Origin of the sequence: Massilia sp. CFBP9026 (assembly GCF_034045165.1) — a bacterium.
GTDB lineage: Bacteria > Pseudomonadota > Gammaproteobacteria > Burkholderiales > Burkholderiaceae_D > Telluria > Telluria arenae.
The window spans coordinates 230589-242840 of the sequence record NZ_JAXCWH010000006.1 but is presented as its reverse complement, the minus strand read 5'-3'; the positions used below and the strand labels follow the sequence as shown (position 1 = coordinate 242840).

10 protein-coding genes are annotated in these 12252 nt (G+C 66.3%); 3 read left to right on the top strand and 7 right to left on the bottom strand.

All coding sequences use genetic code 11. The features are described 5' to 3' along the window. Positions 1-15: 15 nt before the first annotated feature. From SOM28_RS16565 to SOM28_RS16545, 5 genes are all read right to left on the bottom strand, one after another. The gene (locus SOM28_RS16565) at positions 16-1191 is read right to left on the bottom strand and encodes a PA0069 family radical SAM protein (protein ID WP_123070667.1); all 1176 of its coding nucleotides are present in this window, start codon (positions 1189-1191) and stop codon (positions 16-18) included. A 58-nt stretch (positions 1192-1249) separates the two neighbouring features. Continuing rightward, positions 1250-1840, bottom strand: coding sequence for a tRNA-uridine aminocarboxypropyltransferase (locus SOM28_RS16560; RefSeq protein ID WP_123070668.1), 591 nt, complete (start codon positions 1838-1840; stop codon positions 1250-1252). A gap of 70 nt (positions 1841-1910) precedes the next feature. Further along, positions 1911-3293 (bottom strand): efflux transporter outer membrane subunit, encoded by a 1383-nt coding sequence (locus SOM28_RS16555; protein WP_320468760.1) that lies wholly within the window; start codon positions 3291-3293, stop codon positions 1911-1913. Further along, on the bottom strand, positions 3290-4351 hold the full coding sequence (locus tag SOM28_RS16550; protein WP_320468759.1) for an HlyD family secretion protein: 1062 nt from the start codon (positions 4349-4351) through the stop codon (positions 3290-3292). The genes SOM28_RS16555 and SOM28_RS16550 overlap by 4 nt, the downstream gene beginning before the upstream one ends. A gap of 19 nt (positions 4352-4370) precedes the next feature. Further along, entirely contained in the window at positions 4371-6044 is a 1674-nt protein-coding gene (locus SOM28_RS16545; protein WP_123070671.1) for an MFS transporter, read from the bottom strand. 211 nt (positions 6045-6255) lie between these two features. On the opposite strand from SOM28_RS16545, the gene SOM28_RS16540 reads away from it, so the two are divergent. Together SOM28_RS16540 and SOM28_RS16535 are read left to right on the top strand one after the other, a co-directional pair. Continuing rightward, complete coding sequence (locus SOM28_RS16540) at positions 6256-7533, top strand: dienelactone hydrolase family protein (protein ID WP_123070672.1); 1278 nt, start codon at positions 6256-6258, stop codon at positions 7531-7533. Between the two features lie 164 nt (positions 7534-7697). Beyond that, positions 7698-8891: an esterase/lipase family protein gene (locus SOM28_RS16535; RefSeq protein WP_123070673.1), complete on the top strand. Its 1194-nt coding sequence runs from the start codon at positions 7698-7700 to the stop codon at positions 8889-8891. Between the two features lie 3 nt (positions 8892-8894). Here the strand turns inward: SOM28_RS16535 and SOM28_RS16530 are convergent, their stop codons facing one another. Next, a complete protein-coding gene (locus SOM28_RS16530; protein ID WP_320468758.1) occupies positions 8895-9434 on the bottom strand; it encodes a DUF2325 domain-containing protein in 540 nt (179 codons plus the stop codon). 517 nt (positions 9435-9951) lie between these two features. Here SOM28_RS16530 and SOM28_RS16525 point away from each other — a divergent pair. Then, a complete protein-coding gene (locus tag SOM28_RS16525; protein WP_320468757.1) occupies positions 9952-10167 on the top strand; it encodes a hypothetical protein in 216 nt (71 codons plus the stop codon). Positions 10168-10331: 164 nt separating this feature from the next. On the opposite strand, the gene SOM28_RS16520 is transcribed toward SOM28_RS16525, so the two are convergent. Beyond that, positions 10332-12239: a hybrid sensor histidine kinase/response regulator gene (locus SOM28_RS16520; protein ID WP_320468756.1), complete on the bottom strand. Its 1908-nt coding sequence runs from the start codon at positions 12237-12239 to the stop codon at positions 10332-10334. Between the last annotated feature and the right edge of the window lie 13 nt (positions 12240-12252).

Sequence of the window (12252 nt, the reverse complement as noted above, 5' to 3'; positions counted from 1 at the left end):
TGCCCGACTCGCAACCTAGAACAAATCCAGCTGCCCCGCCCCTTTCGTATCCCGCTTCTGCGTCAGCGGCACCACCAGCGGCCGCCTGAACTGCGACCTGTCGAGCCGTCCAAAGCGCCCGCGCAAATCCGAGAAACCAAGCCGCTCGGACGCCTTCTCGAAACGCTGCCGAATCAGGTCGGCCCACACGCCCTCGCCCTTCATGCGGGTGGCGAAATCGCTGTCGTAGTCCTTGCCGCCCCGCATCTCGCGGATGCGGTTCATCACCCGTTGCGCGCGATCCGGGAAGTGCGCCTGCAACCATTCTTGAAACAAGGGATTGACCTCGTGCGGCAGGCGCAGCACCGTGTAGTGCGCGCCCACCGCGCCGGCATCGCGCGCCGCTTCCAGGATGCGTTCGATCTCGGGTTCCGTTACGAAAGGAATGATCGGCGCCACGCTGACGCTTACCGGGATGCCAGCATCTGTGAGCGTGCGGATGGTGCGCAGCCGCCGCATCGGCGCCGCCGCGCGCGGTTCCAGCGTGCGCGAAATCTCCGCGTCCAGCGTGGTGAGCGTGATGGCCGCGCACGCCAGGCCTTTCGCGGCCATCGGCGCCAGGATGTCGATGTCGCGCTCGATCAGCGATGACTTGGTGATCAGCCCAGCCGGATGGCGGCATTCGGCCAGCACTTCGAGCACCGAACGCGTCAGCTTGCGCTCGCGCTCGCACGGCTGATAGGCATCGGTGTTGACGCCGATGGCGATGTGCTCGAGCACGTAGCCGGGTTTTGCCAGCTCGCGCTGCAGCAGCTCGGGCGCGTTGATCTTGGCGAACAGGCGGCTCTCGAAATCAAGCCCCGGCGACAGGCCGAGATAGCTGTGCGTCGGCCGCGCGAAGCAATAGATGCAGCCGTGCTCGCAACCACGATACGGATTGAGGGAGACGCTGAATGGGATGTCTGGCGAGGTATTGCGCGACAGGATGCTCTTGGCGATCTCGTCGGTGACCACGGTCTTGAAGGCTGGCGCTTCATCGTCGTCGACCGCCCACCCGTCGTCGAAGCGCTCGCGGCCGTTGACCTCGTAGCGGCCTTGCAGGTTCGACACTGCGCCACGCCCCTTGCGCGCGAGCGGCGGCGGTGACGGCGCAAGGGCGACATGCCCGTCGTCGAAAGGTTCGCGCTGGAGTGGAAAATCGATGGTGCCCATGGTCGGCGCTCCGATACTGTATATTTGTACAGTATATTACGACGACCCCGTGCCGAATTCAAGCGCGCACGTACGATGCCTGTTGCGAAACGAACCCGTCGAAGGCTTCCAGCAGCGCCCCGTACCGCCCGCCATCGCATTCCAGCTGGCCCAGCGCCTGCGCCGCCGCTTCCAGGCTCGACAGCTGATGCGGGGCATGCGCCTTGCGGATACGGTAGTTGGACGGCGCCACGTCGCTCAGCGCCAGCCGCGGCAATTTCTGCAGCCCCGGATTCAGGTACAGCATCTTGCGGCTCTTGCGCCAGGTGGCGTCGAGCACGACCAGGCGCAGCATTGATGCCGGCAGCGAAGGAAGCGCCGGCGGGGGCGGCACACTCCGGTCATCCGGCGTCTGCGGATACAGCAGCACCGGCGTGCGTCCATCGGCATGCAGCAGGTTGTCCAGCACATCCGCATCGAACGTTTCACCGACTATCAGCTCACTACCGGCGACGCTCAGGTGCAGCAGCCGCCCGCTGTTCTTGGCATTGCCGGTTTCGAGCGGATGCAGCAGGACCAGCAAGCGGGCCTCCGGTTCCACGTGGGCGATCCAGTGGCAGATGCAAGTGGATTGCGCGCGCAGGCAGGTGGGGCATGTCGGGCGTTTCATGATAAGTCGGCGCTATCGGCGTATCGAGGGACTTGGGTTCCCGCCTTCGCGGGAACGACGGGATTGGTGTTCACGGCGCCGGCCTCCATCCGCCACCCAGCGCGCGGTACAGGTCGACGTGCGCCGCCAGCAGGCTGGCGCGCAACTGCAGCGCATTCAGGTCGGCATTGAAGGCCGTGCGCTGGGCGTCGAGTTCCTCCAGATAGGAAGCGTAGCCATTGCGATAGCGGTTGGCCGCCACCCGCAATACCTCGCCCGCCGCCCGGCGCCGCGCCTCGGCCTCGACCAGTTGCCGTTGCAAGCCGTCGATCGAGGCCAGCGCGTTATCGGTCTCGGCAAACGCCGTGCGCACCACCGATTCATAGGTATAAACCGCGCGGTCGCGCACCGTACCCGCGATCTCGGCTTGGGCGCGCAGCCGGCCGGCGTCGAACAGCGGCGCCAGCACGCTGCCGCCGATGCTCCACAACTCGGTCGGATCGCGCAGCAGCTGCGACAGGCTGTGCCCCTGCGCGCCCAGCGAGGCCGTCAGGCGGATCGACGGCAGCAGTGCGTCGCGCGCCACCGCCAGGCTGGCGTCGCTGGCGGCCACCAGGCGCTCGGCCTGCGCGATGTCGGGACGTCGGCGCAGCAGTTCGGACGGCAGTCCCGGCGCCGGCCGCGGTTCATGCAATGCCTTGAGTTCGGCCCCGCGCGCCACAGGGCCGGGGCTGGCGCCGAGCAGCAGGTTCAGCGCCTGCTCCTGCAGCGCGATCTGGCGCTCCAGCTGCGGCACGGTGGCGGCGGTCGAGTGCAGCTCGGCCTCGGCCTGCGACATCTCCAGGCGCGAGCTATAGCCGACCTCGAACTGGTGGCGCGCGAGTTCAAACGAGCGCTCGCGCGATTCGAGGGTCGCGCGCGCCAGCGCCAGCTGGGCGTCCAGACCGAGCAGGTTCAGGTAGCCGGACGCCGTATTCGCCGCTATCGCCAGCGCAGCGGCTTCCAGCGCCGCCTCCTGCGACAGCGACTCGAAGCGCGCGGCCTCCATGCTGCCGGCAATGCGACCAAACAGGTCGAGTTCATAACTGGCCTGCACCGCGCCGACCACCGACGTGGTCTCGACCGGCTCGCCGAGCGCGCCGATGGTGCGCGAGCGCGTCGGTCCCAGCGACAGGTTCAATGCCGGCAGGCGCGCGCTGTCGGCCACGCGGATGCGGGCCTGGTATTCCTGCAAGCGCGAGCGCGCGATCTTGAGGTCGCCGTTATTGTCGAGCGCACGCCGCACCAGCGAGTCGAGCGCCGGATCGCCGAAGGCGCGCCACCAGTCACGGTCGATGGCAGCGCTGACTCCAGCGCTGGCCGTGCGCCAGGCCGGAGGAACGGTCAGGGAAGGCTCCGGCGCCGGCTGCGGCGCCATCGCGCAGGCCGACAGCAGCAGCGGCAGCGCCGCCAGGACGAGCACACGCCGGCTCACCGCGCGGCTCCGACTTGCGCCGTATCGATCGTGGTCACCACCGACATGCCCGGCCGCAGGCGCGCGGCCAGCGGCTGGTTCGGATCGATGCTGATCCGCACCGGAATCCGCTGGGCGATCTTGACGAAGTTGCCGGTGGCGTTATCGGGCGCGATCACCGAGAACTCCGAGCCGGTCGCCGGCGAGATGCGTTCGACCTGGCCCCGCAGCCGCGCATTACCGAGTGCGTCGACGCTGAACGTCACCGGCTGGCCGACGGCCACGTTGGCCATCTGCGTTTCCTTCATATTGGCGATGACCCACATCGTGCTTGGCACCAGCGCCGTCAGCTGCGCGCCCGCGTTCACATAGGCGCCCTGGCGCACCGTCACCTGCCCCAGCTGGCCGTCGCGCGGCGCGGTGATGTGGGTGTTGGCCATGTCGATCTCGGCCAACTTGACGGTCGCTTCGGCATTGGCCACCGCCGCCTCGAGCGCGGCGCGGTTGACGTCGACCGAGCGCAGGTTCTGGCGTGCGATCTCGATCGCGGCGCGCGACTGGTCGCGCGAAGCGCTCGCCTGCGCCTGCGTTGCACGCGCGGCATCGAGTTCGCGCGCCGACAGCGAGCCGTCGGCCGCCAGCTCTTCCACACGGCGCAGGTCGGCCTGGGCGCGTCGTGACTGCGCCTCGTTCGACGCCAGCAGCGCCTGGTTCTGGGCAATGGTGGCGCGCGCGCTCGACTGGCTCTGGGCAAAATTCGCAAGGGCCGCCTGGCGGTTCGCCAGTTCCGCGCGCGCCTGCGCCAGGCGCTGGGTGGGAATGCGCTCGTCGATGCGCATCAACAGCTCGCCCTTCTTGACCATCTGGAAATCCTGCACCCGCACCTCGACCACGTAGCCGCTCAGTTGCGGGCTGATGATCGTCACCTGGCCGCGCACCAGCGCATTCTCGGTGCTCTGCAGGGTGCTGCGAAACGGCGGCAGGTTCCAGGCATACAGCACGATCAACACGCCGGCGAGGGCGATGGCGCCGAACGCGAGTGCGCTCAGCAGGATGCGGCGGCGGGAACGGGTTGGCACGGTCGATGGTTCTGGCATATCAGTCGGTCACAGGGTCGGGTGGTGGTGGGGTTCCCGGCTTGGGCGCGGGGGTCGGCACGGCTTTCACCGCCGGGAAGTAATGCAGCCACACGGCATGCAGGAAGATCCAGGCCGCGCTCCCGGCGGCCAGCATGGCCAGCACCAGGAACACGTCGTTGTAGGCGAGGATATTGGCTTCGCGCGTCGCGGTCGCCGACAACGATTGCAGGCTCTGGCGCGTCGCGGCCGCGGGGTCGGCCAGCAGGCGCCCGGCCGCGGCGGCGCCGGACTGGATACGGCTGGCCACCAGCGGATCCAGGCTAGAGAGGCCCTCGACGATCAGCGAGGAATGGTATTTTTCGCGGATTACCTGGAAGGTGCCCACCAGGCTCGAACCCAGCAGGCTGCCCAGGTTCTGCGTCAGGCCGAACAGCACCGAAAAACTGATCAGGTTTTGCGGATTGGGGATCACGGCCCCGAGCAGCGACACCACCAGGGGGCCGAGGAATAGCGTGCCGCCGAAGGCGAGCAGGCTTTGGCTCAGGTACATTTGTTCGGGCCGGGTCTGGTTGCTGGCATGGGCATCGATCCAGGCGCCCAGCGCCATGCACAAGAGCGCGATCACCTGCGGCGACACCAGGTGGTTGACGTTGATGGTCAGCGCCGACACCACGATCCCGGCCACCGTGGCGGCCAGCACGATCGCATACAGGGTCTGCAACTGGTCGTTGTCCAGGCCCACGGCGCGCAGGAAGCCCACCGCGCCCACGCTCTGCTCCGACAGCACGATGCGCACCAGCAGCATCGACAATGCCAGGCGCGCGATATTGCCGCTGGCCAGCCAGCGCAGGTTCAATAGCGGATTGGCGCGGTTATGCTCGACGCATAGCGCGGCCGCCAGCAGCACGATCGCGCCCGCCAGCGCCATCCCGATCCAGGCGCGCTCGAACCACCACTCCACCCGGCCGAAGCTGATCGCCGCGCACAGCAGCGCCATGCCCGGCGCGAACAGGGCGAAGGTGACGAAGTCGGTGGGCCGGAAAGCCTTGATGTAGTCGCCCGACGGCAGCTTGAGCAGCAGCACGGCGCCCAGCGACACCAGCGCTAGGCCCAGCTCGAACAGGTACAGCCCGCGCCATTCGGCGATCTGCAGCAGGTCGTTGGAAAAGATGTAGGCGAGCGGCAGCGCCAGTTGGGCCGCGCCCATCGCCAGCGCCACGCCACGCAGCCGCCATTCCTTCTTGAAGCCTTGCAGGATGTAATACAGACCCAGCGGCGACACCGCCGCCGCCAGCATGCCGTGGGCGGCGCGCACCGCGATCGCCGAGGCCAGGTCGTTGACGAACAGGTGGGCGAAGGTCACCAGCGCATACAGCACCAGGAAGATCTCGGTGAACAGGCGCAGGCCGAACTGTTGCCGGAATTTCACCAGCAGCAGGTTCATCGAGGCATTGGCCATCACATAGGCGGCCGGCAGCCAGGTGGTTTCGGTGGAGTAGGCGCCCAGCACACCCTGCAGGTGGACCAGGTTGACGGTGACCAGTGCATTGCCGAGACCGCCGGTAATGGTGATCAGGACGCCGACGAACAGGTAGGCAAAGCGCAGCGGAGTCGGGTGGGCCGGCGTCGACGGCGAGCCGGGCATCATCGGCCGCTCATCGGGTGCCCACTCGCGCGGCGCATACTTGCTCATGCGTAATTTCCCTTGCTACTCACAGGGCGCGATGATACTCCTTCGAGGAAAAACGCGTCGGATGACACTTTCGCCACACACAAAAATATTCCTCCCGATCTGGTCAACCGGATATTGCTCTAAAGATTTACTCGTCCTAGACTCGGTTTATTCCCTGCGGAAATTGTTCCGTATGGCAGTAAACACGCACCGCGCATTTCCAGAGTCATCCATGTCGAGAACACTGTCCACCCTGATCTCCGCTTCGATTGCCGTGCTGGCCATGCTGCCCGCCGTGGCGCACCTACAGGAACTGCCTGCCACTGCCGCCTCGTCGGCCGCCTCCCTCGATTACCGCATGAACGAGCGCATCGTCCAGGTGCCGGCCGGCGACGGCGGCGTCACGCTCGAGACCACCGTGTTCCAGCCGAACGGCGCCGGTCCGTTTCCACTGATCGTCATCAACCACGGCAAGGATTCCGGTCGCCCCGCCCTGCAGCCGCGTGATCGCTTCTATCACATGGCCAGCGCCTTCGTGAAGCGCGGCTATGCGGTGATGGTGCCGATGCGCCAGGGCTTCTCGAAGTCGGGCGGCCGCTACCGCGACCATGGCTGCGACATGACGGCCAACGGCTATACGCAGGCCAAAGACATCCGCTCGACCCTCGACTATGCGCGCAGCCAGCCCTGGGTCGATGCCGAGCGCATGGTGGTGGCCGGCCAGTCGTATGGCGGCCTGGCCACGATCGCCCTCGGCACCGAAAACCTGCCCGGCGTGCGCGGCCTGATCAATTTCGCCGGCGGCCTGCGCGACGACAGCGACCGCTGCGCCTGGCGCTCGCAACTGGTGGCGGCCTTCGGCGAGTACGGCGCCAAGGCCAAGCTGCCGAGCCTGTGGATGTATGGCCAGAACGACTCGCTGTTCGGCCCCGAACTGGCCGGCCGCATGCACGCGTCCTACCTCCAGGCCGGCGGCCGTGGCCGCCTGGTCGAGTTCCCCTCGTTCAAGCGCGATGCCCACGGCATGCTGGCCAGCCGCGACGGCGAGAAGGTGTGGTTGGAAGATACGGAACGCTTTTTGAAAGAGATCGGCATGCCGACCGCAGTCGTGGTCGACGTGGCGGCCCCGCCGAGCCAGCCGCGCACCGATTTCGCCAGTGTCGATGCCGTCGACGCCGTGCCCTTCCTGTCCGAGCACGGCCGCCGTGCCTACCGCGAATACCTGACCAAGATGACGCCGCGCGCCTTTGCCGTGTCGCCGAGCGGCGGCTGGACCTGGGCCGAGGAAGGCGAAGACCCGGAAGGCCGCGCGCTGGCCACCTGCTCGGCCAAGAGCAAGGACCCGTGCCGCCTGTACTCGGTCGACGACTACGTGGTGTGGACCGACGGCCGCCTGGAGCAGGCCGAGAAGGCGGCCGCCACCGCGTCGACCGCGCCGGTGCCGGGCGCGACGCCGGCGACGGCGGTCTCGGAGCCGACCACCTCGGTCGGCAGCACCACGGTGCGTTGATCGCGAAAGTAATAAACGCAGCGAATGTGACACCGCGTTGTCAAGCCGCATGCGCATGTTTCCTTGCGTGAAGTTTAATTCCTTCGCCGCGGGTCGATGCAGCGCAAACCCGACCGTCGTCCTACCTCCGACAATGTGCTTGACGCATTTATCGGAGAAGCCAGATGGTTCGGTTCTATCGCGCCTGCGCCGCCCTGTTGACGGCGCTGGGCATTCTTGCCGCCCCCGCCTGCAGCGCGGCGAATAACTATCCCGTCATCCTCGTCCACGGCTTCCTCGGCTTCGGGCCCGAGGAATTCCAGCACAGCGGTTTCAATTACTGGGGCGGCTACGGCGACATCGCCTCGCAGATGCAGATCTACCGCGGTCCGCGCGCCGTGTTCGCCGCAGCGGTCGGGCCGATCTCGTCCAACTGGGACCGCGCGGCCGACCTCTATGCCCAGATCAAGGGCGGCTGTGTCGACTATGGCAAGGCCCATGTGCGCGATCACGGCTTGCCCGGCCAGGTGCAAAAGCCGCCCGGCAAATGCTGGGCCGCCGATCCGCGCAACAACCCGCAAGACTATCCGCTGGCCCTGTATCCGGCCTGGGATCAGGACCACCCGATCCACATGATCGGGCACAGCCAGGGCGGCACCACGATCCGGGCGCTGATCGAACTGCTGGAACATGGCTCTCCGCAAGACGAAGGCGACGGCGAGCTGTTCAAGGGCGGCAAGGTGGGCTGGATCCGCAGCGTGACCACGATCTCGGCGCCGCACAATGGCACCACCCTCACAGATGCCGTGTTCAACATCCTGCCGGGCATCCGCCTGCCGCTGCGCGACGTGCTCGGGCACCGGGTGGCGGGCTGGGAACTGGCGCCGGACGGGGCGCGCGAATTCAATCTGTGGGCGCGCACCTCGCCGCACATCTATTATTTTTCAGTCGGCACGGTGGCCACCGAAGGCGGCGCCTGGTGCTGCAACGGCACCGACCGCATCGTCGCCCCGGTCCAGACCACGCTGTTCCAGTATGCGCGCGCCGACATGATCCCCTATTTCAAATCCTTCGCCGGCGAGTGGATCGTGCCCTCGGTGGCGCAGCGCGGCATGGGCAGCTATACCCTCGACCTGCCCAACCGGGTGCGCATCGACAGCGACTGGTTCTCGAACGACGGCGTGGTCAACACGATCAGCATGCGCTCGCCCAATGGCCACCCGGCGCGCGACTACGACGGCACGGCCGTGCGCGGCGCCTGGAATTTCCTCGGCAACTACAAGGGCTACGACCACTTCGACATCCTGAACTGGCCCAACCAGGGGCCATCGGCCGACAAGCTCTATGAGCAGGTCAGCGACATCATTTTTGCGCTGTAGGATTTACGCGAGGCTCTCGATGCGCACGATGTGCATGCGGTCGGGCCGGTCGACCAGCATGCATACCTTGCCGCTGCGCTTGCAGTGGTCCTGCACGCGCCAGTAGTCGCCATGGCTCAGGCAACCAGTCTGGCAGATCACCAGGTCTGCCGCTTCCAGGCTGGCTTCGAGGCTGGCTTCGAGCGCGCGCGGCAAGGCATCGTCGGCACGCGCGGCATGGTCGGCCAGTTCGCGCGCATGCAGCCTGCGCGTCAGCTCATGCACGCGCGCCTGCAAGGCCTCGACCTGGCGGCCCATGGCGGCCCGTCGCTGCAGGCCCGGCGCCGCTTGTTCGAGCGCGGCGCGGTCTTCGCGTTCCCAGGCCAGTGCGGTGAGGCTGCGGATCGCCGCCGCGCGCGTGCGCATCAGCTCGACGTCGAGCTGGCGGATGCGCTCAGTCTGTTCGCGCAACAAGACCGTGCAGCGCGCCTGGAGTTGGGCGTGGGCCCGCAACAGCGCCCCATGCTCGCATAGCAGTCGATCGACGTCCCGTTCCGCCAGCATCTGCATCCCCTCCCAAGAAGCGCGGCGCACCGCGCGCCACGACCACCATTCTAAATGAGAATAATTCTCATTTCAATAAAGACCCTTCTTGGGCCATGGTTCACCAGCCATGGTTCAGGCTCAGGAACGCCGTGCGCCGTTCGCCGAATACGCAGCCGTGGGCGTAGCTGCAGTTGGAGCGGAACTCTAGTTGCGGGTTTAGTGTCTGATAGTACGTAAGCGGGTAAAGCGGAGCGTGATCGAAGTATTCATCGATGTTGCGAAAATCAAGCACAGCAGATGAGGACCTGAACGTGGTCGGGATACTTATTTACTGCACGATGGCATGGAGATACGGCTCGCCACCGGCGCCTTCGCGGCGCGATCGGCGGCCGCGCCCGGCACTGTCGCTAGTGTGTTGCTGGCGGGAGGCTGGAAAGTTACGCCTGTCAGGTACGAATACTGTCAGTAAAACGGTTCGGGACAGGAAGAGGACGCTGAGCAAATTTGCTCACTGCTTTGATAGCAGACGTAATGCTTGTCGGCCAGATTGCGCACGTTTGATGAGACAATTTCGGGAACTATCTCTTTTCTCGGCACTCTTACAACTATCGACGGCTGCATCTGGTTGCTGGTGAAGCTGCTGGCGGTGAGTTCCATCGCCCCTGCCTGTGGAGGAGAAGGCGCTGGCCTGGCACGTACGTTGTCAGGTGAAACCATTTCCGGTGAAGCAGGAATTCAACAGGAAAGTTAACTACGGTTAGCTTTGCGTAAGTTTGAAAGAACGGAACAGGTAGCCGAGCGAGGCGCGTCAACTGGTGGCGCGGTCATCCAGCGACGCCTCGGGACCCGGCAGATTGTCGCGCGTGCCGACGCAAACGCATACAGCAGTGTCGACGCGCGGGCATGCAGCAGGCATCAATGCGCGCTGCGCAGGCTCCGCGCCAAATCCGACAAGCGGTACGGCTTGCTGACGAAGGCAAACTCCCCCAGCCGCGAGCGGTCGAGCTTCAATGCCGGCTGCGGGTAGCCCGAGGCCAGCATCACCTTCACGTTCGGATAGTTGTTGCGCGTGTAGGCCGCCAGCTCGATGCCGTTCATCCCGTTCGGCATCACCACGTCGGTAAACAGGATATCGACGTCGCGGCTGGCCAGCAGGTTCAGGGCATCGTTACCGCTGGCGGCGGTCATCACGTCGTAGCCCATGCTCAGGAACAGCGAGGATGCGACGTCCAGCAGGTCGGACTCGTCCTCCACGATCAGCACCGTCTCGGTCTCGATCTCGGCCAGGTCGTGCGCGTGCGAGGTCACGGCCGGCAGCCAGATGACGATGCTGGTGCCCTCGCCCACGGTGCTCTCGATGGTCACTTCGCCGCCAGACTGCTTGATGAAGCCGTACACCTGCGACAGCCCCAGGCCCGTGCCCTTGCCGACTTCCTTGGTGGTGAAGAAGGGTTCGAAGGCGCGCGCGATGGTGTCGGGCGTCATGCCGGTGCCGGTGTCGCTCACGCTCAGGCGCACATAGGAGCCGGCCGCCAGCCCCGCCTGTTCGCCCTGCACCAGCGCCACGCCCGCCGTCTCGACCACGATGCGTCCGCCGCCCGGCATGGCGTCGCGCGCGTTGACGACAAGATTCAGCACCGCCGACTCCAGCCGTGCGGCGTCGATCACGGCGTTCGGCGCCTTGGGGTCGAGCTTGAGCACGAAGTCGATCGACGAATTGGCGGCGCGCCGCAACACCGATTCGAAGCCGCTGATGATGCGGTTGACGTTGCGCGTCTCGGGTTCCAGCGGCTGCTGTCGCGCAAAGGCCAGCAGTTGCTGGGTGAGCGTGGCGCCGCGGTCGATCGCGCGCCGCATGCTGTCGAGCGTCTTGGCGTCGCCGCCGGGATTACGCTGCATGCTCAGCACCTCGACGCCGCTCGAGATCACCGACAGCAGGTTGTTGAAGTCGTGCGCGATGCCGCCGGTGAGCTGGCCGATCGATTCCATCTTCTGGGCCTGGAACAGGGCAGCCTGCGCCTTGTCGAGCGCCTCGGCGGCCGCCTTCTTCTCGGTCAGGTCGCGCGTGATCTTGGCAAAGCCGACCAGGCGCCCGTCCTCGTCGCGGATGGCGTCGATGACCACATTGGCCCAGAACCGGGTGCCGTCCTTGCGCATGCGCCAGCCTTCGGCCTCGTAGCGGCCGACCTCGCCGGCCGTCATGAGCGCGCGCACCGGCAGGCCGCGCAGGCGGTCCTCGTCGGTATAGAAGCGCGAGAAATGGTGGCCGACGATGTCGTCGTAGCTGTAGCCCTTGATGCGCTCGGCGCCGACGTTCCAGTTCGACACCATCCCCTCGGGTGTCAGCATGTACAGCGCGTAGTCGGTCACGCCCTGCACCAGCAGCCGGAAGCGCCGCTCGCTGTCGCGCAGCGCATCTTCGGCGCGCTTCTTCTCGGTGACGTCGCGCGTGATCTTGGCGTAGCCGATCAGGACGCCGCCGCTGTCGCGGATCGGATCGATCACCACGTGGGCCCAGAAGCGGCCGCCGTCCTTGCGCACGCGCCAGCCTTCGGATTCGTAACGGCCGTGCGCGAGCGCTTCGGCCAGCGCCTGCGCCGGCAGGCCGGTGGCGCGGTCTTCCGGCGTATAGAAACGGGAAAAATGCTGCTGCAGGATCTCGTGCTCGACGTAGCCCTTGAAACGCTGGGCGCCGGCATTCCAGCTGCTGACGTATCCCTGCGGATCGAGCATGTAAATCGCGTAATCGCTGATGCCGGCGATCAGGTACTGGAAGCGTTGTTCGTCGGTCAGCGTCTGCTTGACGGGTAGAGAAGTGTCCATGGGGCGATACCGC

Excerpts from the sequence above, each read along its gene's own strand:
- SOM28_RS16545 (WP_123070671.1), bottom strand. The coding sequence starts at position 6,044 with ATGAGCAAGTATGCGCCGCGCGAGTGGGCACCCGATGAGCGGCCGATG.
- SOM28_RS16535 (WP_123070673.1), top strand. The coding sequence starts at position 7,698 with ATGGTTCGGTTCTATCGCGCCTGCGCCGCCCTGTTGACGGCGCTGGGC.
- SOM28_RS16530 (WP_320468758.1), bottom strand. The coding sequence starts at position 9,434 with ATGCTGGCGGAACGGGACGTCGATCGACTGCTATGCGAGCATGGGGCG.
- SOM28_RS16520 (WP_320468756.1), bottom strand. The coding sequence starts at position 12,239 with ATGGACACTTCTCTACCCGTCAAGCAGACGCTGACCGACGAACAACGC.
- SOM28_RS16540 (WP_123070672.1), top strand. The coding sequence starts at position 6,256 with ATGTCGAGAACACTGTCCACCCTGATCTCCGCTTCGATTGCCGTGCTG.
- SOM28_RS16560 (WP_123070668.1), bottom strand. The coding sequence starts at position 1,840 with ATGAAACGCCCGACATGCCCCACCTGCCTGCGCGCGCAATCCACTTGC.
- SOM28_RS16565 (WP_123070667.1), bottom strand. The coding sequence starts at position 1,191 with ATGGGCACCATCGATTTTCCACTCCAGCGCGAACCTTTCGACGACGGG.